Genomic DNA, 24,027 nt, shown 5'->3' on the forward strand with positions numbered 1-24,027 from the left:
CGTTAGCCAGCCACCCCGGCCGGGGGTCGCAGGTCGGCGGCCTGCCGGTGGTCGGCGTGGCTGGAGTCCAGCTGCCAGGGCACGTTGGTGACCATGACCTGGCGCTGGAACAGCAGCCTGGCCTTCAGCCGCAGCGCCGACTGGTTGTGCAGCAGGTGCTCCCACCAGCGGCCGACGACGTACTCGGGGATGTAGACGGCGATCAGGTCGCGGGGGTGCCCGACCCGCAGCTCGGCGATGTAGGAGAGCACCGAGCCGGTGATGTCCCGGTACGGCGAGTCGACGACGGTCAGCTGCACCGGGATGTCGTGCGCGCCCCATTCGAGCTGCAGCTGCCGTACCTCCTCGGGGGTGATCGCGGCCGTCAGCGCGGTGAGGGTGTCCGGGCGGGTGGCGCGGGCGTAGGCCAGCGCCCGCAGGGTGGGTTTGTGCAGCTTGGAGACGAGCACCACGGCGTGGATGCGGCTGGGCAGCACCATGCCGCCGGGGTCGGGGGCCAGCTCGGCGGCGACCCGGTCGTAGTGTGCGCGGATCGCGCGCATCATCACGAACAGCACGGGCATCGCGATGACGACCAGGTACGCGCCGTGGGTGAACTTGGTGACCAGCACGACGACCAGGACCAGGCCGGTGAAGACGGCCCCGAGCCCGTTGACGATCCGGGAGCGGTGCATGTGCCGCCGCTGCCGCGGGTCCGGTTCGACGCGCAGCAGCCGGTTCCAGTGCCGCACCATCCCGATCTGCGACAGGGTGAAGGAGGTGAACACGCCCAGGATGTAGAGCTGGATGAGCCGGGTGACCGACCCGTCGAACATGTAGATCAGCGCCCCGGCGACCAGGGCCAGCAGGATGATGCCGTTGGAGAACGCCAGCCGGTCCCCGCGGGTGTGCAGCTGGCGGGGCAGGTACCGGTGCTCGGCCAGGATCGAGCCCAGCAGCGGGAAGCCGTTGAAGGCGGTGTTGGCGGCCAGGATCAGGATCAGCGCGGTGGCGGCCTGGATGTAGAAGAACATGAAGCTGCCGGTACCGCCGAAGACGGCTGCGGCGAGCTGGGCGATGACGGTGCGCTGGGCGTCGGTGGCGCAGTCGCCGGGGAAGCCGACCAGGTCGCAGGTGTGCTCGGCGTACCGGACGTCGGCGATCAGCGCCAGGGCGGTGATCCCGGCGAACATGGTGATCGACAGGATGCCCATCGCGGCCATCGTCTTGGCGGCGTTGCCGGCCTTCGGCGGCCGGAACGCCGGCACGCCGTTGGAGATCGCCTCGACGCCGGTCAGGGCGGTGCAGCCGGAGGAGAACGCCCGCAGCGCCAGGAACACCAGCGCGATCCCGGTCAGGCCCACCTGCGCCGGCTCGGGCTGGATCTGCCAGCCGGCGCTCTCGGCCACGGGCGGGTGGCCGAGCACGGTCTGCCCGACGCCGATCGCGATCATCGACAGCACCCCGACGACGAACAGGTAGGTGGGGACGGCGAAGGCGCGGCCGGACTCCCGTACCCCGCGCAGGTTCATCGCGGTCAGCAGTGCCACGAACCCGATGTTGATCGCCACCCGGTAGGGGTTGAGCGCCGGTACCGCGGAGATGATGTTGTCGACGCCCGCGGCGACCGACACCGCGACCGTCATCACGTAGTCCACCAGCAGCGCGGCGGCGACGACCAGGCCGGCCGAGGGGCCGAGGTTGCGGGAGGCCACCTCGTACGAGCCGCCGCCGGACGGGTAGGCGCGCACCACCTGCCGGTACGAGACCACGACCACGGCGAGCAGGGCGACGACGGCGAGGCCGACCCAGGGTGCCAGGTACAGGTAGGCCAGCCCGCCGAGGGTCAGGACGAGCAGGATCTCCTGGGTGGCGTAGGCGACCGACGACAGCGGGTCGCTGGCGAAGATCGGTAGGGCGATCCGTTTGGACAGGAGTTGTTCACCGAGCCGGTCGCTGCGCAGGGGGCGCCCCACGACCAGCCGCTTGAGCCATTCGAACACGAGACACAGTCAAGACCCGATCATGGCGTCCGCCCCGGATCTTGACGCGTTCTTAACGCCGAACCGGACGATCTTCACGCCGTCTTGGCGCCGTGTGACCCGCGACTCTCCGTCCGGCGTGCTTCGAATGCGGGGGGTGTGAGGTATTCAATGCTGTTTCCGGCGGCCACGATGTCGGCTTCGCCGCCCGAATCGAAGTCGGCGGAGAACGCAATTTCCGTAGCCCGTCAGGGCGCCCTGGATTAAGGGCGCGAGATCCTGGACATGGGCAGCCGGGACGTCGGGAACCACCAGTCGATACGCGGATGCGGCCGCCATGCAGCCTCCGCCGCAAGCCGCCCCGAACCGTTCGGCAGTACACCTGCTCCTTCACGAAATGCCTGCACAGCAGGCTGCAATCCGGAAAGTACACCGCTCGGGAGTCAGGCTACACGCATATCAAGCGGTGCGCTGCCCCGTCCGGTCCGGCATGACTCGGTTGACGATGTCAATGGTCGGTTCAAACACGAGCGATTCGGACGGGGCAGCGGATGGTGCGCCGTGCGTGTAGCGTGACGCCCGCTCAATGACCTTCCTCTTTGCCGTGCGATTGACGCCGGCATTCTCTATGAAGGAGTACGTGTGCTGCCAAGCACTTTTCGAAGGCTTACGGTGGGGGTGGCATGCGCTGCGGTGCTCATGAGCGGCACCGCGGCGTGGGCGGATCCGACGCCCGGGCCAGTGTCGCTCGTGGAGGACGGCGCATACCCGAACGCGGCCCAGATCCTGGCCGAGCAGGACATCACACTGGTGGCCGGTGACGGCCACATCGTCCTGGCCGACTGCACGGGTACGGGTTCGATGATCGAGCTATACCGGCGGCCCGACTACACGCGTCCGGAGCTGTCGAGCCACGTGTGCTTCGCGGTGTCCGGGTCGGCGGGGCGGTTGACCGTCGAGATCGTCGACGTCTACAACATCAAGGCCGACTCGCACCCGCTCAAGGCGACGCTGGACACCGACGGCGACCTCGAGGTCGTCGACGTCGCGGCGAACCAGTGGGAGCCGGTGGGCGAGGGCTCGATCCCCGGGACCTCGTCGACGCTGCTGGAGTTGCGCGTCGGAAGCGGACTGGCACCGGTCACCGGCGCGGAGGCGGCGATCGGCAAGCTGGCCGCGGCGGAGCGCAGCTGCACGGCGACCCTGATCGCGCCGCGCTGGGTGGTCACCGCCGCCAGCTGCTTCGCCGACCAGGTGCAGGTGCCGACCCTCGCCGAGGGCGTGCCCGCCCGCGCGAGCAGCGTCGTGTTCCCCGGCCACGCGGCGACCGCGATCGACTGGATCAGCCCGCGTGCCGACCGTGACGCGGTCCTGGCGCGCCTCGCCGCACCCGTCACCGACATCACGCCCCTGGCCCTGGCCCCGACGGCCGCCCCGACCGGCACGAACCTGGACACGTTCGGGTACGTGCGCTCGGGCACCGGATGGACCAGCGATGTGCAGCAGGCAGCCCAGGTGAACTTCGACACCGCCGCCGCCGGCACGCTGACCGCCGCCACCGGAGCGCAGCTGTGCAAGGGCATGGCCGGTGCGCCTGTCCTCGCCTCCGGCAAGGTCGCCGCGGTGCTCAGCCAGGCCGGGCAGTCCGGCTGCCCGGACACCACGAGCACCGACAGCAGCATCACGGCCGCTCGCACCGACGACTTCGGCACCTGGGCCAACCTCGTCACGTCGGCGACCGCGGCCCACACGTGGACCCTGGCCGACATGCCCGCCGCAGGATCCGGCACCGCGGTCGCCGCGACCGCCGACAACGTCTTCACCGGTGCCGGGGCACCGCTGACCGGCGCCGCCGGCACGACGTGGGCGACGGGCGACACCTACAGCCCGGCGGTGGAGTTCAACGGCACCAGCGGCCAGCTGACCTCGGCCGGGCCGGCCGTGAACACCACGGCGGACTTCACCATCAGCGCGCGGGTCAAGCCGACCGCGGCCGGCGGCGTGGTCCTGTCGCAGGACGGAACTCAGGCGGCCGGGTTCAAGCTGTACACCGACGCTGCCACGATGTCCTGGCGGTTCGCCATGAGCTCGGCCGACAGCACCTCCGCCACCTGGGTCACCGCCGCTGCTCCCGACAACAGCGTGCAGCTGAACCAGTGGGCGCTCATCACGATCGCGTTCAAGGCGACCGGCGGGTTGATGACGCTGGACATCGACGGGATCAACCAGGCCGTCATCGGTAACACCGGCACGAAGTGGAACGCCACCGGCGGTCTCCGGTTCGGCGCGGTCAAGACCGGTGCGAGCACCGTCGGTGCGTGGTACGCGGGCCGGCTGGCGACCGTCCAGAGCTGGAACAAGGCGACCACCGCCTTCCGCTCGCCGGCGGCCAACTCGACCGTCGTCAACGCCCGCACCGGCAACACCGAGGTCTACTTCAACTCCGGCGGCACGCTGAAGGTCGTCCGGTTCGACGGCACGAACTGGTCGGCGGCCGAGTCGCTCGGCGCGACGACGCAGGGCATCCCGACCGCGATCGTGAACCCGGTCAACAACAACATCCAGGTGTACTACGTCTCCGGCGGCAACCTCACCGAGAAGTCGTTCGACGGCACCACGTGGACGACCACCTCCTTCGGCGTGGCCGCCTCGGGTCAGCCGGCGGTGCTGTTCAACCCGAAGACCAAGATGATCGGGGTGTACTTCAACTCGGGCAACGTCCTCAAGTCGCGGCACTGGACCCCGAGCGGCGGCTGGGCGGCGGTGGCGAGCCTGACCACGGCCATCGCCGGCAGCCCGACCGCGGTGTACAACCCGAAGCTGGGCAACATGCAGCTCTACTTCAATTCCGGTGGAGTGCTGTACGAGAAGTGGTTCAACGGCACCGCGTGGGGCACGTCGAACATGAGCACCGCGATCACCGGCCAGCCCTCGGCGCTCTACAACCCGCAGCTCGGCAACATCCAGGTGTATGTCAACGCGGGCGGCACGCTGTCGGAGCGGTTCTGGAACCCCACCACCGGCTGGTCGGGCGGCCTGGGCAACCTCGGTGTCACCATGACCGGCAGCCCGGCGGCGATCTACAACCCGACGATCGGCAACATCCAGGTCTACGCCAACTCCGGTGGACTGCTGAAGGAGAAGTGGTGGCAGCCCTCCGGCGTCTGGGCCGGTCCGAGCACTCTGAGCACCCCGACCACCAACAGCCCCTGGGTGATCTTCAACCCCGTGACCAGCGGTATTGAGGTCTACGTCAACTCCGGCGGCAACCTGAGCCTCAAGGCCTGGGACCCGGTCGCGTCCTGGGCCGCGGTGCGCAGCCTCGGCGCCCCCATCACCAACTAGCGGTATCGACACCGCAGCCCGAGCCCTGCCGCCGCGCCCACTCCGGCGCGGCGGCAGGGCGGGCGAAGCGTGCGGGTCGTATGCCGATCCGCCCCACGGTCGACCACATCACCTTCTTCGAAAGGTTCATCAAACGTGAGAACGAAGACGTTACCCCGGCGGGTGACGGCGGCAGCGATAGCGGCAGCACTGATGTCGGCGCTGCTCGCCGTACCTCCCGCCCACGCCGCCGTCACCACCCCCAGCGGCCGGGCCCAGGTCCTGGCAGTGTGGAAGACCGGGGGCCCGGAGGTCCGCCGCGCGGCGGAGCAGGCCTTGGCCGGCTCCGACCAGGACATCGCGGCGTTCCTGAGCACCGGCCATGTCGCGGCGACCGAGCAGGACCTCCGTGCGCAGCTTGAGCAGCTGCTGGCCGTCTCCGGTCCCGGTGTGCGTTCGGCTGGGATGAGGGCGCTGGCCGGCTCCTCGGCCGACGTGACCGCGTTCCTGGACCACGGGTACAAGAAGCCGTTCGAGGACGATCAGCGCGTCCGGTTGTCGCAGATCATGTCCGCCGGCGGCCCGGGAGTCCGGGCGGCGGCGGCGACCGCGATGAACGGTTCGATCGACAAGGTGATCGCGTTCGTGCGCGACGGCCAGTACGCTGCGCGCAACGATGACGACCGGGTGCGGCTGACGCAGTTGATGGCCACCGGCGGTCCAGAAGTGAAGGCAGCCGCCGCAGCGGCCTTGAACGGCACCGTCGGCGACGTGCGTCAGTTCCTTGCCACCGGATGGCAGGTCGCCGCAGCCCGCGACGAGGAGACCCTGACCGTCGCGCAGCTGGCGGATTTGTCTCTCAACGCCTCGCAGCGGGCCGGCGAGCAGTCGCAGGCGGCCAAGGACGCCTCAGCGCGGGCCATCGACGCGGCGAGGCTGGCGAAGGAGGCCGCGCAGCGGGCCGCCGCGGAGACCCAGGCCGCACAGGGTGCCGCTGGGAAGGCGGCGGTGGCTGCCGGCCGGGCTGCCGATGCGGCAGGCCGTGCCGCGGACGCCGCGCGCACCGCGTCCAGCGCCGCCGCGGCCGCCAACGCGGCCGCGCGCCAGGCGGCAGACGCCGCCGCCGCCGCGGCTGCTGCCTCGGCACTGGCCGGCGACGCGGCGGCGAGGGCACGTGCCGCCGCAGCCGGTGCGGCGACCGATGCGGCCAAGGCCGACGCGGCGCGTGCCGCGGCCGTGCTGGCGCGCAAGGCCGCCGCCGACTCGCGATCGGCTGGTGAGGCCGCCGCGTGGGCAGGTCGCGCCGCCAGCGAATCGGCAGCTGCGGCTCAGGCCGCGGCCAGCGCGGGCGCGAACGCCGCAGCCGCGGCCCAGGCTGCCACCGACGCCGCCGGCTACTCCGGGGTGTCGGCCGAGCAGGCAGAAGTCGCCCGGCGAGCCGCCGCGAAGGCGAAGGCCGCGGCAGAGGAGGCGATCCGCGCCGCCAACGCCACCAGCGCCATCGCCGGACAGGCCGCAGCAGCGGCCGGTGACGCCCAACGTGCGGCCAATCAGGCGGCCGCCCACGCGGAGGCCGCGGCGGCGGCGGCGGAAGCGGCCGCCGCGCATGCCGGTGAGGCGGCTACCGCCGCCAGTACCTCGCAAGCCGCGGCGACGGAAGCCGCCGCTGCCGCGGACACGGCGCAGGAAGCCGCGACCCAGGCACACCGAGTCGCCCAGATCTCACGCGATTCTGACGCCGAGCGGCTGGCGGCCCAGCAGGCCACCGCAGTGGCAGAGGCAGTGGAAGCCGCACGGGCGGAGGACGAGGCACGCAAGACCGCCGCGTGGCAGGCAGGCCAAGCCGTCCAGTACGGCCAGGAGGCCGAGCGGCTGCTGACGGAGGCGACCGCACCCGGCGTCGACCCGGCGACCGCTGTCACCAAGGGACGCCAGGCCGCAGTGCGCCTGCTCACCGCAGGCGGACCGTGGATCAGGTCCGCTGCCGAGTCCGCCCTCGCCGGGGGAGACCCCGAGATGCTCGGGTTCCTGTCCAGTGGTCTGGCCACTGCCCGTGAACGCGACGACCGTGCCAGCGTCATGGCGATCGCACACCAGGCCACGAAGCTCGAGCAGCGACTGGCCGCCGAGACCGCCTCGGTCGGCACCGTCGAGCAGGTCCGGGAGTTCCTCGCCACGGGCGCCTACCCGGGCAAGGACGACGACGACCGCATCCTGCTGTCGCAGATCATGGCCGCCGGCGGCCCCGGTGTGCAGGCCGGCGCGAGCCAGGCGCTCAACGGAACCATCGAGCAGGTACGCGAGTTCCTGGCCACCGGCCAGTATCTCGCCCGGGAATCGGACAACCGGGTGCTGGTGACCCAGAACCTGGCCACCGGCGGTCCGGAAGTCAGAGCGGTAGCGCAGGCCGTGCTGTCCGGCCCGGCGTCGGGTCTGGTTCCCTTCCTGCAGACCGGTCTTCCCAAGGCGCAGCAACGGGACGCCGACGCGACGGCGCACAACGCCACCATCGACTCCTACCTCGCCGCGATCGACGGGAACGTCGCCACCGCTCGCCAGTACGCGGCCGAGGCGGCGCAGGCGGCGGCAACCGCCCGAGGCGCGGCGGCCGAGGCCGCGGGCTATGCCAACCAGGCCCAGGCCTCGGCGGCGCAGGCGAACGCGTTCGCCGTCCAGGCGGCCGCGTCGGCGGCCGCGGCCAAGGCCTCCGCCGCGCAGGCCGCGTCGTACGCCCAGCAGGCCCAGGCCAACGCTGCTTCCGCGGCTGCGGCCGCCCAGCGGGCGGCTCTGGCGGCGACCGCTGCTGCCGCATCCGCCCAGCAGGCCGCGGCCTACGCGGCCGAGGCCCAGGCCGCCGCCGATGCCGCTGCCGCCTCCGCTCTGGCGGCCGGGGACAGCGCCGACGAAGCGGCCGCTGCCGCGACAGAGGCGGGCTACGCCGCTTGGCGGCTCCAGTTGCAGGAGCAGTTGGAGGGAGTGGTCCAGACGGAGACGGTGTTCGTCGGAGAGGACGGCCGGGTCTCGTTCGTCGAAGCCGTGCCGCAGCCGAACACCAAGCAGGAGATCATCCGCGAGGACATCTCAAAGTGCGTCGAGGAGGATCCGGGCACCGCGACGGGCTGGTTCACCGCCGATGACACCTGGCACAAGAACAAGGCCGGCGTGGAGGTGTGCGACGTCCCCGTCACGGTGAAGGTGACCGGTGACATCGACTACGTGATGAAGACGTGCCCGGTGCCGAACCTCTCGATCACCGCCTGCCACGGGCAGTACACCTCGACCGACACCCTGCTGCTGAGCAGCAAGCCACTGGACAACCCGCAGTACGACACCACGGCCGAACTCACCTACACCGAATACTCGCAGCACTACAAGGTGTACTGCGACAAGGACGGTGGATGTGCCACGGGGGACAGTGCCAAGCTGCTGTTCCACATCCTGACCGACGACTTCGTCAAGTGCTTCAACAACCCGGGACTCAACGGTCCGTGCGCCTGGGCGGCCCTGACGGTCATCCCGACGACCACCCTGATCAAGGGCGTCAAATATGTCACGGCGCTGCGCTGGGCGTTGCTGACCGGGGTCGCCGTCACCGACGCCCGCTTGGCCCTCGACACCACCCTGCTCGTCTACACCACGGCGTCGATGAACCGGCTCGACTCGCTCATCGGCGCTGTCGCCCGGTTCCGCGCCACCCTGAAGGACGGCGCGGGGCTCGAGGCGGCGCTGGCCGCTCTGCGCAGGGAGGCGAGCGCCGATCGCGCTCTGGTCAAGCAGCTTGAGACCGAAGCGAACATCGCCAACGAAGTCCGCACCACCTGCGTGGACAACAGCTTCCCGGCCGGGACGCTGGTGACCATGGCGGACGGCTCACGGCGCACCATCGAGACCGTCGGGGTCGGTGACCGACTGCTGTCGAGGGATCCGCAGACCGGTGCCGTCACCGCCCAGTCGGTCACCGACACGTTCCAGCACGCCACCACGCGGTTGCTCGACGTCGACATCGACGGGGTCGGCACCATCACCAGTACGCCCGGTCACCGCCTGTACGTCGATGGGGTGGGTTGGCAGACGGTGGCCCAGCTGCGGGCGGGTGACGTCCTGGTCGGCAGGTACGGCATCCGCCACGAGGTGGCAGGTGTGCGCCCACGCCCCACCAGCGTGGCCGAGAAGGTCTTCGACCTCACCGTCGACGGGCCGCACACGTTCCTGGTGTCGCGCGAGACGCAGTCGGATGTCCTCGTCCACAACTGCCTCAACCTGCTCAAGGATCACCGGGACTTCCCTCTCGAAGCCCACACCATCAGGGAGCATGTGGCCGAAGGTCCGTACGGCACCAACGGGGCGCTGCTGGGCGTGGACCAGGCTGCTGCTGAAACCCTCGCCAAGGCGAAGGGCATCAACGGCGTGTTCACCGACCTGTCGGTTGCGCAGGAAGCCCTGAAGAAGGCATTCCAGGCGCGCTTGTCGGCCATGGCGACATGGAAGAACGGCAGCAAGGCGGACATAGAATTCGACGTGACGGTGGAGGTGCTCGACGCGAACGGCGTAAAGCTCACCTCGCTCGGCAAGGTCTACGAGTGGGACGGCGCGACGATGAAGATTAGCGATGCGAGTACCCGAGTCCGGGTGGTCATCGTGAGGGACTACCGCGATCCCAAGGGATGGTTCGTCAAGACCATGTTCCCCCTGCCGCGGAACTGAGCGTCACCTCATGAGCGGACGATACGGGGAGCTGGATTTCGGGCTGACCGACCTTCTGAAAGCCTTCCACCAGGACTGGCGGCACGGAGGCACCGATGTCGAGGTGCTGTCGGCGTATGCGGCGAAGAATCCGCCGTATCTGCTGGAGTCCGTCCTGATCGACGCGCTGCGGCTGGATGAGTCCGCCGTGCCCACGTGGGCCATCGAAGCGCTGTGGTCGGCGGCCACGGATCGCTGTCACGATCTGCGGCGCGCAGGTTGGGACGGACGGGAGTGGCTGCGCCGGATCGTCCAGCTGAGCCAGGAACGGCTGCTGCAGGAACGGGAGGGTTTCCAGGCACGCGTCCCGTCAGGCGCCTACGGGCATCTGACGGGCGCGGTCCTGGATGAGATAGCGCTGGTGGCGGTAGGGCTGCTGGAGTCGTCACTGCGTGCGGGACCGAGGTATGTTCCCGGTGTCGTGCCGGCGCTCAGCCTCGTCGCGACCCATGCCTGCCCTGACCTGGCATTCCGGCTGCTGCTGCGTGAACTCACCGCGTACGGGCATGAGGTGACGCGAAGTCAATACGATCGGTACGTGGCCCTGGGCGCCAGCTTCGACTACGGACAGTTCCTGGTCGGCTGCTACGACCACCTCGTAGCGCCGGATTGACCGAAGCGTCGGCTGGTCCAGGGACTCGGCGACTCCGGGCAGCGCCCCGAGCCGGTGAGAAGCGGACGGCCCGGCATGGCACGCGCGTCTGCGTGCCGTGCCGGGCCGTTTCGTCGTCCGGGTCGGTTCAGCCCGCGTACTGGGGGTTCGAGAGGCGGCGGCGGAACTCGGCGTGGGCGGACTCGACCCGGGCGCCGAGACGACGGCGGCCGAAGCCGCTGATCCTCACCCCGTACTCTCCACCGGGACAAAGGCGGTGGGACATGACCAGGTACTGGATCCACTACGACATCTCCATGACCTACCCGCACGGCTGGCCGCCGGTCGTGGGGGTGACCGGCCAGAACCTCGACGACTGCCTGGAGATCGTCCAGCACCGGTACGGCCCGCCCGTGCCGCCCGTGACGAGGGTCGTCGAGGACCCTGACCTGGCGCACTTCCAGCCTGGCGACGCTCCTTCCGGCTGGCCCCTCGGCGTCCCCGTCTGGCGCGGCATCTGGTATCCGCCCGAGAACCTCACCCGGCCCTGAGCCGCGTCCTCACAACCTGCCCCGGATGGTGCGGTGGCCGCAGGCCGGGCGATCAGGCCCCTGGACGGCGGTCAACCAGGCGGCCGCCTGGGCGACGCTGGTGTGCCCGCCCAGTCCCGCGCCGGTCAGCTGCTGCGGGACCCGGCCGGTGGCCAGGAGTTCGTTCCACTGCCGGTCGTCGAGGATGAGCACCCGTAGCGCCGGGAAGCCCGCGACCGAAGCGATGTCGGCGACGTCCGCGTCGGCGAGGTCGAGCCGTACCAGTTCGGGAAGCTCGGCCAGGGCCGCGACCGAAACCGGGTCGCTGTTGCCGCCGAGCGTCAGGTAGCGGACCGTCGGCGCGGAGGCGAGCAGGCGCGGATCGAACGACCTGGCGGTGATGTGCACCTGCTCCACCGGCTGACCGGCCGCGATCGACAGGTCGACGTGCTCGGCCACCTGCCGCACGTCGAGCATGCGGATCGAGCGCAGGTTCGGGAATCCGGCCAGGTCGGTGAGGCGTACCCGGTCGACCTGGCGCAGGTGCACCGCCTGGACCGCCTCAGGCTGGTGGTGGGCGGCGACCTCGGCGGCCAGGTCGGCGGCGCCGAGGTCGACCGACCACTGGTGGTCCGGCCGGGGCCGCCTGTCGGCGGTCCACTCCTCGCCCGGCTGGGCGGTGCGCATGGCGGCCAGGGCGGCGTGCACGAGATGACGTACCGACGGCGCGATGTACTGGGCGGGCCCGTGGACGTCGCGACCGAACTTGAGCACCTGCCCGTAGGCGCCGCCCGGTGCCGGGTCGAGGTCGACGGCCGCGTAGTTCATGCCGTAGTCCGGGGCGAACATCACCCACCGGTCATTTCGCGACAGCCGCCGCACGCGCCCGTGCGGGTACGTCTCGAAGACCACCGGGTCGTACGCGAACAGGCCGGCATCGAGCAGCCCGCTGAACCCGGCGTTCGGCCCGTACTCGAACGAGTCGTCCGGCCGGTGCCATTCGACGACCTTCTCCAGCGAGGCCAGGCTGTACCCGGCCAGCAGACCGGACTCGAGGCTGTCGTCGTGGACGGTGCGGTACAGCGCCCGCAGGTCCTCGGGGAGCCGGGCCCCCAGCCGAGCCTCCGCCGCGAGGATCTCCGCCTCCGTGTATCCGGAGCCGAGGACCGGCGCTGATCCGTGCAGCCGGGTGTGCTCGCGGATGAACTCGTCGACGAGGACCCGCACCTCGGCGACGATGGCGGGGTCGGTGGGGCGGCCGTCGGTCACGGCCGCCTCGGTCCTGGCCATGCCCGGCAGCGGGTGGTTCGGGAACCGGTAGGCGCGGTCCAGGACCACGCGCGGCGGCAGCGACGGCACGTCGCCGGAGTAGGTGACCGTGTACTCGCCGGTCTCGGTCACCGCCACTTCGACACACAGGGCATCCGTCGCCCCGGCGGCGGACCGCATCCGGGCGAGCAGCAGCGGCATGCCGTTTCGGCCGCCCAGCCGGGCGGGCCGGCCGCCGGCGCCGTAGGTTTGGCTCTGCATACCGCGCTCGGCCACCACGGCCTGCATCGAGGCGGCCTCGGTCAGCCCGGAGGCGAAGGCCGACGCGAGCTCGTACGCGATGGACTCGGTCTCGTGCATGGCCGCGAGTGTGTCAGATGATCTCCGGAGGCGGGGGTACGGCCGAGTGTCGACGCGATCGCGGGTGCCCGTCCAGCCGGTGGGCTGCATGTCGCCTCTCAGCCTGGTCTGACCGTTGGCAGAGGCTAGCGCTCGGTGTTCGTCGGCTCGACCCCCGGCCGTCGGTCGAGGCGCCGTCGACGTACTGCTCCACGTGAACAGGTGACGGATCTGGGCAGCGGCGATGGGTGAGGCGTGTTCGCCGGTTTCAGTCACGCTCCGTTGCGTTGCGATGGGCGACCCGCTTCGATGTAGTGGACTGGTGGCCCGCTTCATCACTGTCCCATGTGGACACAACTACCGAATAACCGACACTTGAACTGAATAAATAGATCCCTGTCACTGTGTATGGTGAGTGTTCCCCGGAACGTCGCGACCGATCGAGGGCGACTTTCGCTTGGCAGGGGATCCGTTCGCACGCCTCCCATCCGGCAGCGCTCGACGCCGGCTGGCGTCGAGGAGTGCCGAGGCTTTCGGAAAGGGCAGGTATGTCACTGGTACAGCGCATGGCCGCACGGATCGGACTGCGCCGCCGGGCCGCCGTCGTACTACTGGCGGGCATCGGCTTGGTGGTGCTGCCCGGCACCCCGGCAGCGGCCGGCTCGACCGTGTTCGGCTACGTCACCAACATCAGGGCCGCCTCGGTGACCGTGCTGGACACGTCCAGCAACACCGTTGCCGCGACGATCGCCGTCGGCTCCTTCCCGATCGCCGCCACGGTCGCACCCGACGGCTCCCGCGTCTACGTGGCGAACAGCGGTTCCAACAGCGTCTCGATCATCGACACCGCCACCAGCACCGTGGTCGGGAGCATCGCGGTAGGCCCCACGCCCAAGGGGCTCGTGGTCAGCCCCGACGGCGCCAGCCTGTACGTGACCGGCGGCGGCACCCCGCCGCACAGTGTGCAGCACATCGACCTCGCGTCCGGCACCGTCGTAGCCGCTATCCCAGTGGGCAATGATCCGTCCGACCTGGTGATCTCCCCGGACGGCTCGCGACTGTACTCGGCGAACTTCGTCGGCTCCTCGGTATCGGTGATCGACACGGCCACCGACGCGGTCGTCGCGACCGTCGCCGCCGGAGGCGGCACGCCGACCGCGCTGGCGATCAGCCCTGACGGTGGGCACGTCTACGCCGCCGACTACAACCAGTCCCGGGTATGGGTGATCGACACCGCCACCAATACGGTCGGCACCATCGCGGTCGGCCAGTTCCCCGCGAGCACCACCGTCACGCCCGACGGTTCCACGCTCTACGTGGCGCGGCAGAATGCCCAGGTGGTGGCGATTGACACGGCCAGCGCGACGGTCATCGCCACCATCGCGACCGGTGGCACCTCGCAGGTCGCCTCGGGCATCACCCCCGACGGCGCCAGCCTGTACGTCACGGACTTCAACTCGAACTCGATCAAGGTGATCGACACGGCCACCAACACGGTCACCGCGACCGTCACCGGCGTCCCGGGCCCGTACAAGATCGCTTTTCCGGCGCCTGAGCCGGTGCCGAGCGTCGATCTCGAGGTGGCCGTCGGTGAATCGGCCGACCCGGTCGCGCTCGGGGATGCCTACACGTACACCGCGACCGTGACCAACCAGGGCCCGGACACCGCCACCGGGGCCACCGCGACCTTGTCGCTGGCAGGCGCGGCACACGTCGTCACCTCCGCGGACCCGTCCCAGGGCACCTGCACGATCACCGCCCCGACCGTCTCCTGCGCGCTGGGCAGCCTCGCCGACGGGGCCTCGGCGACCATCACAGTCACGGTCGAACCGCAGGCCACCGGCTCGATCGCCGCAACCGCGACGGTCAGCGCCGCCGAAACCGACCCCGACAGCGCCGACAACACCGCCGCCCAGACGACCGCCATCGGCAACGGTCACGGCTGCACCATCACCGGCACCCCCGGCAACGACACCCTCAACGGCACCAACGGCGCCGACGTCATCTGCGGCCTCGGCGGTGACGACACCATCAACAGCGGCAACGGCGCCGATGTCATCTACGGAGGCACCGGCGACGACATCCTCGACGGAGGCAACAGCGACGACGTCATCCACGGCGGTGCCGGTGACGACGTCATCGGCGGTGGCAACGGCGCCGACTACCTCTACGGTGAGGCCGGAGACGACGCCAACTACGGTGAGACGCTGCTAGGCTCCCTGCTGTACCTGTTCGACAACGGCAACGACCACATCTACGGCGGACCGGGCAACGACGACCTCGACGGCCAGAACGGCAACGACACGGTCCTGGACACCGAGGGCACCGACACGATGAGCGGCGGCCTGGGCAACGACAGCATCAACGTCCAGGACGGCACCGGCGGCGACACCGCCGACGGGGGCCTCGGCGCAGACACCTGCGCCGCCGACCCCGGCGACACCACCACCAGCTGCTGACCGTCGGGCGGCGGCCACCCAGGAACCAGGCGGTGGCCGCCGCCCGTACGAGACAGGGCGGTGCGCGACGAACCCGACAGGTCCCGCACCCGCTCACTGGCGCTTGATCGTGCCCTCCCCGACCGGGTTGAACGTGTCCTCCTCGAGGAAGACCCGGTAGAAGAGCGTGTTCCGGTCGCGCCACTGCAGTTCCAGCACGTCCTCCTTGACGCAGCCCGAACCGAACAGAGGGGCCGCGCCGACGGTGATGTACTCGGTCAGCCGCAGGGTGGTGCCCTCCAGCGCGGCGAACCGCACCTCGCCGCTGCACTTGAGGCTCTTGTACCGCACCGTGCCGACCAGCGATCCGCCGTCGCCCGGCGGCGCGATGGTCACCGACGCGTCGTAGCGCTCGCCTGGGTTGAACTGGAAGATGCTGCCGTTCCAGGTGCCCCGGAACGACTCCAGCGTGATCTCGTCGCCCGGCTGCGTGCCCGTCGAGGCGCCGATGGTCCCGGGCGCCCTCGGGGCGCCGGTCGGTGTGGGCGGCGGGGCGCCGCGCTCCTCGTGGAAGTAGACGAAGACGCCCCAGAGCAGCGCCCCGAGGGCGGTGAGCGACCCCACCGCGGTCCAGAACGTGGCGCTGCCGCCCTTGCTCATATAGCTTCCCCCGCCCGACTCCACCGGCTGCCGGACTGATTTTCGCACCGCACCACAAAGGACGGACAGTCGTCGAATCGTTCAGGATCGGCCGACCGGGCCCTGATCGGCGCCGATGACACAGCGGTCATCCGCTGTTGCGGCATCGGGTGGCCGCTGCAGGAGCTGCCGGGACGATTGGAAGCCCAGCCGCTCGTACACCGGCACCGCCCTGCGGCCGGAGTGGACCGTCACGCGGCTGGCCCCGAGGTTGGCGGCGTGCACCGCGACGGCCTCCACCAGCGCCGAGCCGATGCCTCGGCCGCGACGCTCCGGCAGGACGAAGACGGTCTGGACGTCGGCGGACAGCCGGTTCGTGGCGCCGGGGCGCGGGACGCGCGGCAGGAGTGCGACCCAGGCCATACCGACGATCTCCGGTCCGGAGAGCCGGGCGACGAAGGCCAGGTGCGTATCCGGGCGGACGGCCCACCACCGCGCGAGTTCCGCCGCGAACGCGTCCACGGACTGCGGCGCCAGCTCCTCCTTGTTCGTGTCCAACCACAACAAGCGGGCCAGGCCTGCGACGTCGTCCGCATGCGCCTGCGTGATCTCCATGCGGGGCAGTGTGCCACGGCCGGGAGGGCGTGGCGGCCGTCACGGTGCGTAGGTATGCCTAGACGCTGGCAGGTGACCGCCTAGGTAGGGCGCGGCCAGGGAAGATACGCCGCTGCTGCGGATGGGGGAAGCGTTGCGGCGGGCCAGAATTGAGGACGTCAGCAAGACACAGTGTCACGGACTGAGGAGTCTGAGATGTTCGATCTGCCCGAACTGAACTTCGAGCTCGCGAAGCTGCACCATCGCGAACTCATCGACGAGGCCGCGAAGGAGAGGCTCGCGGCCAGGGTGCACCGGCACGGCCACAAGCGCCGCCGCCACGACCGTACGGCGCGATGAGCGCCGGCGCAGCAGGCCCGGGAGCCGTCACACGGCCCCGGGCCTGTTCGTGTCCGGCCGCTGAGAGCGAGCACACAGGCCGGGCGGCCGGAAAAGGGTCCCGGAACGGTCCGGGCCCGCCGGTACGCTGTCGCGCGTGGGAAGCCAGCGAGGTGCCGTGAGCTCGGCGATGATCGGTCGCGACCGCGAGCTGCGGCAGCTGACGCAGCTGGTGGCGGCGCGCCGCCCGGTCGTCGTCTTCATCGGCGGCGAGCCCGGCATCGGCAAGACGCGGCTGGTCCGCGAGCTGCTGCCCACGCTGCCGGAGCAGGCCGTGGTGCTGGTCGGCCATGCCGAGCCCGACTCGCTGGCCCGGCCGTACGAGCTGCTGCTGGACGCCCTCGACGCGGCCGGGGTGAGCGTCGACGCCGACCGGCTGACGGCGCTGACCGATCCGCACCGCAGCCCGGTCCAGCGGCTGCACAGCGGCCTGTCCCTGGTCGCCGACCTGGTCGGCGAGTCCCCGTCGGTGGTCGTGTTCGAGGACCTGCACTGGGCCGACTCGGAGAGCGCCGCGCTGTTCGAGCGCCTGGCCGACGCCGACGGCCCGCGCCTGCTCATCGGGACGTACCGGCCGGACGAGGTGAGCAACCGGCACCCGCTCGCGTCGCTGCTGGAGCGGATGGAGCGCCGGCACGCCGTGGCGCACCTGCGGCTGGAGCGGCTCACCGAAGCCGAGACCGCGGCGCTGCTGGCGACCGTGACCGGCCGGCCGGTGTCGTACCGTACCGCCGCCGCGCTGTACCACCGGACCGGCGGCAACCCGTTCTTCCTGGAGGAGCTGCTCGGCTCGTGCGCGCCGGGCGACCTGGAGTCGCTGGTCGAGCAGCCGCTGCCGTGGAGCCTGGCCGAGGTGCTGCGCCGCCAGGTGGCCAGCCTCGACCCGGCGTCGCAGCGGGTGGTGGAGGCCGCCGCGGTGCTCGGCCGCCGGGCGCCGTTCGACCTGCTGGCGACGGTCACCGGAGCGGGCGAGGACGAGCTGATCGGCGTGCTGCGCGAGCTGGTGGTGCGGGGCGTGCTGGTGGAGGCGGGCGAGGACGAGTTCAGCTTCCGGCACGCGCTGGTCCGCGAGGCCATCACCGGGCAGATGCTGGGCCGCCAGCGCCGCCGCCTGCACGAGAGCGCGCTGGAGGCGCTGCTGGGCGGCGGCGACGCCGACCCGGCGCTGATCGCCCACCACGCACAGGCCGCCGGGCGGTACGCCGACATGGTCGGTGCGGCCCGCCGGGGCGCGCAGCTGTACCTGGCCATCGGCTCGGCGTACCAGGCGCTGCAGTTGGCCGAGATGGGCATGGCCGAGGAGCCCGAGGACCTGGCGCTGCTGTCGGCGGCCGCCCGCGCCGCGTGGCTGGCCGGGCTGCTGGACGACGCCGCCTGCTACGGCCGGCGCTGGCGTGACCTGGCCGCCGGCCCCGCCGACCGGGCCGACGCGCTCTACCTGCTGATCCGGCTGGCGTGGGAGGCCGGTGACGAGGCGTGGATGGAGCGGGTCACCGCCGACATCGAGCAGCTCATCGCGCAGCTGCCGCCGGGCGCGGACAAGGCGCGGGCGATGACGGCCGTCGCCCAGTCGGCGATGCTGCGCGACCGCGACGACGAGGCGCTGGCCTGGGCGGACCGGGCGCTGGCGCTGGCCGCCGAGTTCGACCTGCCGCAGATCCGGCTGGCCGCGCTGGTCGAGCAGGGCATCGTGCTCACCGGGTACTCCGAGCGGTCGGCGGAGGGGCGCGCGGTGCTGGCCGGCCTGGTCGACGAGGCCGAGCGGCTCGGCGAGTGGGTGCTGGCCGCGCGGGCGCTGAACCGGCTGCTGCAGATGCCGCAGGCGTCGTCGCTGACCGAGCAGGCCGAGCTGCTGGAGCGGATGCGCGGCGACGCCGAGCGGGCCGGGTTCGAGGCGCTTTCGGTCGCCGCGTACTTCCAGGGCCGGGCCCGGCTGGCCATGCGCGAGGGAGACCTGCAGGCCGCGATCGGCGCGCTCGACGACGGGCGCGCCCGTGACCGGGGCTACCGGCACTCGGGGTGGCGGGCCGACTTCCACGCCGTGTTCCTCGCCGGGCTGTGCCTGGAGTCCGGGGCGCTGGACCGCGTCCGCCGGCTGCTGTCCGATCTGGCCGAGGTCGACAAGGTCGACCCGATGGTGCTGCGCTGCATCGAGTTCCACCTGGCCTGCCGCAGCGGCGACGCCGACCGGGTCCGGGAGCTGCTCGACCCGGTGCTGGACGGGCTGCGCGCCCAGGCGTGGCGCAGCGGTGAGCAGGCCCACGACCTGCTGTCGGCGGCGCTGTACGCCGGACTGCCGCGGGAGCAGTTGCGGCTGCTCGCCGGCGAGCTGCTCGACGGGCAGGTCTGGGACCACTGGCGGGCGCTGGTGGAGGCGCAGCTCGCCGAGGTGAGCGGGCAGACCGCGGCGGCGCTGGACGGCTACCGCTCGGTCGCCGGGTCGCCGCTGCTGGCCCCGGCCGTGCGCGGCACCGCGCACCTGGGCACGGCCCGCTGCCTGCTGGCGCTGGGACGGGAGGCCGAGGCGACGGGCAGCGTCGAGCACGCCGGTGAGCTGCTGCGCCGCTGGAGCGGCTGGCGCACCGTACAGCTCGCGCAGCTGCGGGCGCAGCTCGGCCTGGCCCCCGCCGACGGGCGGCAGGCGGTCACCGGCACCGCCGCGCTGACCACCCGCGAGCGCGAGGTGGCACTGCTGGTCGCCGACGGGCTGACCAACGCCGAACTGGCCCGCCGCCTGTACATCTCGCCCAAGACGGCGGCCGTGCACGTCTCCAGCATCCTGCGCAAGCTGGGCGTCGCCTCGCGCACCGAGGTCACCGCCGCGCTGTCCACCGGCTGAGTCCTGATCGGACTGATCGTCGGTACCGGTCGCGAGCTGCGGTGCGACGTCCAATCTGGGGTGCCGGGCATCGTCTGCGGTGACAGTGGAAGGATCGGGCGGTACGTCCGGTGTCGTGCCGGACCGCTGATGCCGAAGGAGATGCCATGCCGGTTTCCGCTGACCTCGCCAAGCTGCTGGACAAGGAGTACCAGGACAAGAGCCTGGAGGAGCTCGTCAACGCGCCGGTCGCCGCACTCGCCGGTGTGAGCGAGCGTGCCGCCGAGCACATCAAGGACGCCCTGGGTGTCAAGACCATCGGCGAGCTGGGCCGCAGCCCGTACTTCCGCGCTGCCCGGGCGATCGCCGACCTGGCCGACGCCAAGTAGTCGCGTCGCGGGCCGGCCACCCGCCGTGGTGGCCGGCCCGCTGCCGCAGCGGCAGGCGATCAGTGGTTCGCGGTCACCTGCTCCTGCGCGTCCCGCTCGACCTCGACCTTGAACATCTCCTTGAGCTTGTCGAAGTCCTGGATCTCGGTGCCGCCCGAGGCGAGGATCTGCTCGCAGATGCGCATCCAGCCGCGGCCGATGGCGCCGGTCAGCAGAGCCGCGGTGGTGCCGCTGATGGCCGCGCCGGTGATCGTGCCGACCCCGGGGATCAGCTTGAGCAGACCGCTCACGGCGAACCGGCCGATGCCGGCCGCGCCGCCCGCCATGACCACCGACGCGGCGAGGGTGCCCAGCCGCGCCGACGGGATGTTCAGGCCGTAGGTCGCGGCGATCTTCGCGATCATGCCGACCTGCGCGGGGACGAGCAGGACCGCGTCGCTGAAGGGGATCGGGCTCGCGCCGATGACGCCCGCGGCCGCCACCGCCGTGCTGACGATGGCGCGCGCGGCGGCCCGCTTGCGCTCCAGGTCGATCTGCTGGGCCGCGGTCAGCGCGGCGTGGACGGCCTCGGGAGCGACCTGAAACGTGGACTCCAAGAGCTCGTGCAGCCCGTGTACCGGGTAGCCCTCGAACGCGTCCGCCTTGGCGTTGGTGAAGTGCACCCGCGGCGGGGTGATCGGCAGGCCAAGCGACTCGATGTGCTGGGCGAACTCGACCGCCTCCGGGTGCAGTTGCCCGTTCTTGCGGGGCACCTGGGTCAGTACGAAGATCACGGGCAGTCGCAGGCTCACCAGGTGCTTGATCAGTTCGAGCTGGCCGTCCTCCATCCGCCGGTCGGTCCAGCGGACCACGTACCAGGCGACGTGGATGTGCTCGGCCAGCGGCTTCTGCCGGGTCTGGTGGACGATGTCGGTCAGTTCGGCCATCAGGCTCTCGGCGGACTCGCCGGTCTCGAACCCGCGCGAGTCGTAGATGCCCAGCGAGCTCTCGCTCTTGCGGTAGAAGGTGAGCCCGGCGGTGACCGGCCGGCCCAGGCCGGAGGGGGCCACGTTCTCCCCGAACACCGCGTTGAGCAGGGTGCTCTTGCCGGCCCCGGTCTTGCCGAAGATGGCCAGGTTGAAGTGACCCAGTTCCTCGAGCGCCTCGTCGTACTTCTTGCCGACCATACCGATGATCTTGGATAGCAGCTGATCTTCGGAGAGGCGGCTCTGCGGTACCTGCTGGGTCAACGGGTCTCCTTCAGGGCGGGGCATGTCGGCCACGCAAGGCCGCGACAACGTCGCCCACGGTATTTGCCTGGATCGCCCATGTGGATAGACCGACGCCCGGAAGGACGGTCCGGCTCGGCGGAGCGGGACCGCCTAACGTCGGTGGATTCCGTCCGCCGGGCCGTCGCCACGCGGGCCGTCCAGCCGAAGGGTGTCCGCACTGCTCTCGGCGGGCGGGTGCGTACGGGGCGCGCGTCGGTTAAGGTTGCCAGCCGGTGAGCCGGTCGACCGGGTACGGAGAGAGCGCGCGATGGCAGTTGAGCAGTCCACGGTCCGCCCGTCGCGGCCGTTCGCCCTGGTGCTGGTGCTGGCCGCCGCCCTCGTCGCGGTGGACCAGCTGACCAAGTGGTGGGCGGTGTCGGCGCTGACCGGCCGGGCGCCGGTCGACGTCATCGGCGACCTGATCCAGCTGCGGCTGACCTACAACCCGGGCGCGGCGTTCTCCATCGCCACCGGATACACCTGGGTGCTGACGCTGTTCGCGGCGGCGGGCGTCATCGCGATCACCTGGTTCGCCCGCCGGGTGCGGTCGCGGGCCTGGGCCGTCGGGCTCGGGCTGATGCTCGGCGGGGCGGCGACCCACCTGGGCGACCGCCTGCTGCGCGAGCCGGGCTTCGCGCGCGGGCACGTGGTGGACTTCATCGACTACGGCCCGTTCGTGGGCAACGTCGCCGACATCGCGCTGGTGCTGGGCGTGGCGCTGCTGCTGGTGCTGAACCTGCGCGACATCCCGATGACCGGCCGGGCACCCGAGGTCGAGGCCGACCCCACGGCCTGAAACCGACCGCGTCGCCGGTGAAACCGCGGTGTAGGCGCCGTGGAACCGACGCGGTGGATGCTCCTTCCTGACCGGCTGACGCCGGTCGTGAGGGAGCGAAGATGAGACACATTCCCGCGGTCCACGCGGAGGGCCTGGTGAAGTCGTTCGGTGACTTCCGGGCCGTCGACGGGGTCGACCTGCACGTCGACCAGGGTGAGATCTTCGGTGTGCTCGGCCCGAACGGCGCCGGCAAGACCACCATGCTCAAGATGCTGGCCACGCTGCTGCCCATCGACGGCGGCCGGGCCGAGGTCTTCGGCGTGGACGTGCGCCGCGATCCGCACCGCACCCGGCAGCTGCTCGGTGTCACCGGGCAGTACGCGTCCGTGGACGAGAACCTGACCGCCAACGAGAACCTGTGGCTGTTCGGGCGGCTGCAGGGCGTGTCCAGCCGGGCGTCCCGCGCCACGGCCGCCCAGCTGCTGGAGCAGTTCGGCCTGCAGGAGGCGGCCGACAAGCCGATCTCCCAGTTCAGCGGCGGTATGCGGCGGCGCCTCGACCTGGCCGCCAGCCTGATCACCCGACCGCCGCTGATCTTCCTGGACGAGCCGACCACCGGACTGGACCCGCGTACCCGGGGTCAGATGTGGGACACCATCCGCGAACTGGTCGCTGGCGGCTGCACGGTCCTGCTGACCACGCAGTACCTGGACGAGGCCGACCAGCTCGCCGACCGGATCGCGGTCATCGACCGGGGCCGCAAGGTCGCCGAGGGGACCCCGGACGAGTTGAAGGCCTCCGTGGGCAACTCGACCCTGCGGCTGCGCCTGACCGACGGCGCCGACCAGTCCGTCGCGGCCGGTGTCGTACGGCGGCTGCTGGGCGAGGATCCGGTGCTCAGCCCCGAGTCCGGGCGGATGAACGTGGCGCTGGACACCGCCGACCGGGCCGCCGACGTGCTGATCAGCCTGCGCGAGGCCGGGGTCGGCATCGCGTCGGTCAGCGTCGACGCTCCCACGCTGGACGAGGTGTTCCTGGCCCTCACCGGCCACGACACCGGCGACAGCGCCGACCAGTCCGCGGACGCGGACAAGCAGCTCGAGGTGGCCCGATGACCATGCAGATGATCAAGCAGGTGCCGGTGGCGGCGCCGCGGCGGCTGGGCCCAGAGGACATCGCCGCCCGTACGACGTCGCACAACAGCGTGCGGCAGACCGTCAGCCAGACCATGTCGATGGCGTGGCGGGCGACGAAGAAGATGCGCCGCAACCCGGAGCAGTTCTTCGACGTCACCGTTCAGCCCGTGCTGTTCACGGCGATGTTCGCGTACCTGCTCGGCGGTGGCATGGCCGGCAGCGTGGCGGCGTACCTGCCGCTGGTGATCCCGGGCATCCTGGCGCAGACCGCGCTGACGGCGTGCATGGCCACCGGCGTGCAGCTGCGCGAGGACATGGAGAAGGGGGTCTTCGACCGGTTCAAGTCGCTGCCGATGGCCCGGATCGCGCCGCTGGCCGGGCCCATGGTCGCCGACCTGCTGCGGTACGCGATCGCCTCGACGCTGACCTTCCTCACCGGTATCGCGATGGGCTACCGCCCCGGCGGCGGCACGGCCGGGGTGCTGCTGGCGGTCGCGCTGACGATGGTCGCCGGCTGGTCGCTGGCCTGGGTGTTCACCTGGGTGGGCACGCTGGCCCGCAGCGCGCAGAGCGTCCAGGGCATCTCGATGATGATCATGTTCCCGCTGACCTTCATGTCGAACGCGCTGGTCCCGGTCGACACCCTGCCCGGCTGGCTCGCCGCGTTCGTGAAGGTCAACCCGGTGTCGTACATCGTCACCGCCACCCGCGACCTGGCCAACGACGGCGACGTCACCGCGCACGTCGGCTGGGCCCTGGTGGCCTGCGCGGCCGTGATCGCGATCTTCGCGCCGCTGTCGGTACGCGGGTACAAGCGGCACCTCTGAG

At 71.2% G+C, this 24,027-nt stretch carries 16 protein-coding genes; 11 read left to right on the forward strand and 5 right to left on the reverse strand.

Annotation, left to right across the window (positions count from 1 at the left end; genetic code table 11):
* Positions 1–2: 2 nt before the first annotated feature.
* Positions 3–1,982, reverse strand: coding sequence for an APC family permease (locus QEZ54_RS14525; RefSeq protein ID WP_281305106.1), 1,980 nt, complete (start codon positions 1,980–1,982; stop codon positions 3–5).
* Positions 1,983–2,702: 720 nt separating this feature from the next.
* Here QEZ54_RS14525 and QEZ54_RS14530 point away from each other — a divergent pair.
* The 4 genes from QEZ54_RS14530 to QEZ54_RS14545 all read left to right on the forward strand — a co-directional run bounded on the left by QEZ54_RS14530 (position 2,703) and on the right by QEZ54_RS14545 (position 11,171).
* Positions 2,703–5,306: a trypsin-like serine protease gene (locus QEZ54_RS14530; RefSeq protein ID WP_281305107.1), complete on the forward strand. Its 2,604-nt coding sequence runs from the start codon at positions 2,703–2,705 to the stop codon at positions 5,304–5,306.
* A gap of 192 nt (positions 5,307–5,498) precedes the next feature.
* Positions 5,499–9,989: a polymorphic toxin-type HINT domain-containing protein gene (locus tag QEZ54_RS14535; protein ID WP_281305108.1), complete on the forward strand. Its 4,491-nt coding sequence runs from the start codon at positions 5,499–5,501 to the stop codon at positions 9,987–9,989.
* Positions 9,990–9,999: 10 nt separating this feature from the next.
* The gene (locus QEZ54_RS14540) at positions 10,000–10,641 is read left to right on the forward strand and encodes a hypothetical protein (RefSeq protein ID WP_281305109.1); all 642 of its coding nucleotides are present in this window, start codon (positions 10,000–10,002) and stop codon (positions 10,639–10,641) included.
* Between the two features lie 263 nt (positions 10,642–10,904).
* The gene (locus QEZ54_RS14545; RefSeq protein ID WP_281305110.1) at positions 10,905–11,171 is read left to right on the forward strand and encodes a hypothetical protein; all 267 of its coding nucleotides are present in this window, start codon (positions 10,905–10,907) and stop codon (positions 11,169–11,171) included.
* A 9-nt stretch (positions 11,172–11,180) separates the two neighbouring features.
* Here QEZ54_RS14545 and QEZ54_RS14550 read toward each other — a convergent pair whose 3' ends face one another.
* Positions 11,181–12,779: an SMI1/KNR4 family protein gene (locus QEZ54_RS14550; RefSeq protein ID WP_281305111.1), complete on the reverse strand. Its 1,599-nt coding sequence runs from the start codon at positions 12,777–12,779 to the stop codon at positions 11,181–11,183.
* Positions 12,780–13,324: 545 nt separating this feature from the next.
* On the opposite strand from QEZ54_RS14550, the gene QEZ54_RS14555 reads away from it, so the two are divergent.
* On the forward strand, positions 13,325–15,217 hold the full coding sequence (locus QEZ54_RS14555; protein ID WP_281305112.1) for a beta-propeller fold lactonase family protein: 1,893 nt from the start codon (positions 13,325–13,327) through the stop codon (positions 15,215–15,217).
* A 93-nt stretch (positions 15,218–15,310) separates the two neighbouring features.
* Here QEZ54_RS14555 and QEZ54_RS14560 read toward each other — a convergent pair whose 3' ends face one another.
* Complete coding sequence (locus QEZ54_RS14560; RefSeq protein ID WP_281305113.1) at positions 15,311–15,856, reverse strand: hypothetical protein; 546 nt, start codon at positions 15,854–15,856, stop codon at positions 15,311–15,313.
* A gap of 81 nt (positions 15,857–15,937) precedes the next feature.
* Positions 15,938–16,450, reverse strand: coding sequence for a GNAT family N-acetyltransferase (locus QEZ54_RS14565; RefSeq protein ID WP_281305114.1), 513 nt, complete (start codon positions 16,448–16,450; stop codon positions 15,938–15,940).
* 195 nt (positions 16,451–16,645) lie between these two features.
* Between QEZ54_RS14565 and QEZ54_RS14570 the strand changes: the two genes are divergently transcribed.
* From QEZ54_RS14570 to QEZ54_RS14580, 3 genes are all read left to right on the forward strand, one after another.
* Complete coding sequence (locus tag QEZ54_RS14570; protein ID WP_281305115.1) at positions 16,646–16,789, forward strand: hypothetical protein; 144 nt, start codon at positions 16,646–16,648, stop codon at positions 16,787–16,789.
* A gap of 136 nt (positions 16,790–16,925) precedes the next feature.
* Entirely contained in the window at positions 16,926–19,667 is a 2,742-nt protein-coding gene (locus QEZ54_RS14575) for a LuxR family transcriptional regulator (RefSeq protein ID WP_281305116.1), read from the forward strand.
* A gap of 146 nt (positions 19,668–19,813) precedes the next feature.
* Positions 19,814–20,035, forward strand: a complete 222-nt coding sequence (locus tag QEZ54_RS14580) for a hypothetical protein (RefSeq protein WP_281305117.1) — start codon at positions 19,814–19,816, stop codon at positions 20,033–20,035.
* A 59-nt stretch (positions 20,036–20,094) separates the two neighbouring features.
* On the opposite strand, the gene QEZ54_RS14585 is transcribed toward QEZ54_RS14580, so the two are convergent.
* A complete protein-coding gene (locus QEZ54_RS14585; RefSeq protein WP_281305118.1) occupies positions 20,095–21,264 on the reverse strand; it encodes a DUF697 domain-containing protein in 1,170 nt (389 codons plus the stop codon).
* 289 nt (positions 21,265–21,553) lie between these two features.
* Here QEZ54_RS14585 and QEZ54_RS14590 point away from each other — a divergent pair, with 289 nt between their 5' ends.
* The 3 genes from QEZ54_RS14590 to QEZ54_RS14600 all read left to right on the forward strand — a co-directional run bounded on the left by QEZ54_RS14590 (position 21,554) and on the right by QEZ54_RS14600 (position 24,026).
* Positions 21,554–22,081 (forward strand): signal peptidase II, encoded by a 528-nt coding sequence (locus tag QEZ54_RS14590; RefSeq protein WP_281305119.1) that lies wholly within the window; start codon positions 21,554–21,556, stop codon positions 22,079–22,081.
* 101 nt (positions 22,082–22,182) lie between these two features.
* On the forward strand, positions 22,183–23,178 hold the full coding sequence (locus QEZ54_RS14595; protein WP_281305120.1) for an ATP-binding cassette domain-containing protein: 996 nt from the start codon (positions 22,183–22,185) through the stop codon (positions 23,176–23,178).
* A complete protein-coding gene (locus tag QEZ54_RS14600; protein WP_281305121.1) occupies positions 23,175–24,026 on the forward strand; it encodes an ABC transporter permease in 852 nt (283 codons plus the stop codon). Before QEZ54_RS14595 ends, QEZ54_RS14600 begins: the two co-directional genes overlap by 4 nt.
* Position 24,027: the final 1 nt, after the last annotated feature.

The organism is Catellatospora sp. KI3 (assembly GCF_029948125.1).
In the GTDB taxonomy this organism is placed as follows: domain Bacteria; phylum Actinomycetota; class Actinomycetes; order Mycobacteriales; family Micromonosporaceae; genus Catellatospora.

Bases quoted from the DNA above. Each gene is read 5' to 3' on its own strand.
- QEZ54_RS14535 (WP_281305108.1), top strand. From the start codon at position 5,499: ATGTCGGCGCTGCTCGCCGTACCTCCCGCCCACGCCGCCGTCACCACC.
- QEZ54_RS14540 (WP_281305109.1), top strand. From the start codon at position 10,000: ATGAGCGGACGATACGGGGAGCTGGATTTCGGGCTGACCGACCTTCTG.
- QEZ54_RS14545 (WP_281305110.1), top strand. From the start codon at position 10,905: ATGACCAGGTACTGGATCCACTACGACATCTCCATGACCTACCCGCAC.
- QEZ54_RS14550 (WP_281305111.1), bottom strand. From the start codon at position 12,779: ATGCACGAGACCGAGTCCATCGCGTACGAGCTCGCGTCGGCCTTCGCC.
- QEZ54_RS14555 (WP_281305112.1), top strand. From the start codon at position 13,325: ATGGCCGCACGGATCGGACTGCGCCGCCGGGCCGCCGTCGTACTACTG.
- QEZ54_RS14560 (WP_281305113.1), bottom strand. From the start codon at position 15,856: ATGAGCAAGGGCGGCAGCGCCACGTTCTGGACCGCGGTGGGGTCGCTC.
- QEZ54_RS14565 (WP_281305114.1), bottom strand. From the start codon at position 16,450: ATGGAGATCACGCAGGCGCATGCGGACGACGTCGCAGGCCTGGCCCGC.
- QEZ54_RS14570 (WP_281305115.1), top strand. From the start codon at position 16,646: ATGTTCGATCTGCCCGAACTGAACTTCGAGCTCGCGAAGCTGCACCAT.
- QEZ54_RS14580 (WP_281305117.1), top strand. From the start codon at position 19,814: ATGCCGGTTTCCGCTGACCTCGCCAAGCTGCTGGACAAGGAGTACCAG.
- QEZ54_RS14590 (WP_281305119.1), top strand. From the start codon at position 21,554: ATGGCAGTTGAGCAGTCCACGGTCCGCCCGTCGCGGCCGTTCGCCCTG.
- QEZ54_RS14595 (WP_281305120.1), top strand. From the start codon at position 22,183: ATGAGACACATTCCCGCGGTCCACGCGGAGGGCCTGGTGAAGTCGTTC.
- QEZ54_RS14600 (WP_281305121.1), top strand. From the start codon at position 23,175: ATGACCATGCAGATGATCAAGCAGGTGCCGGTGGCGGCGCCGCGGCGG.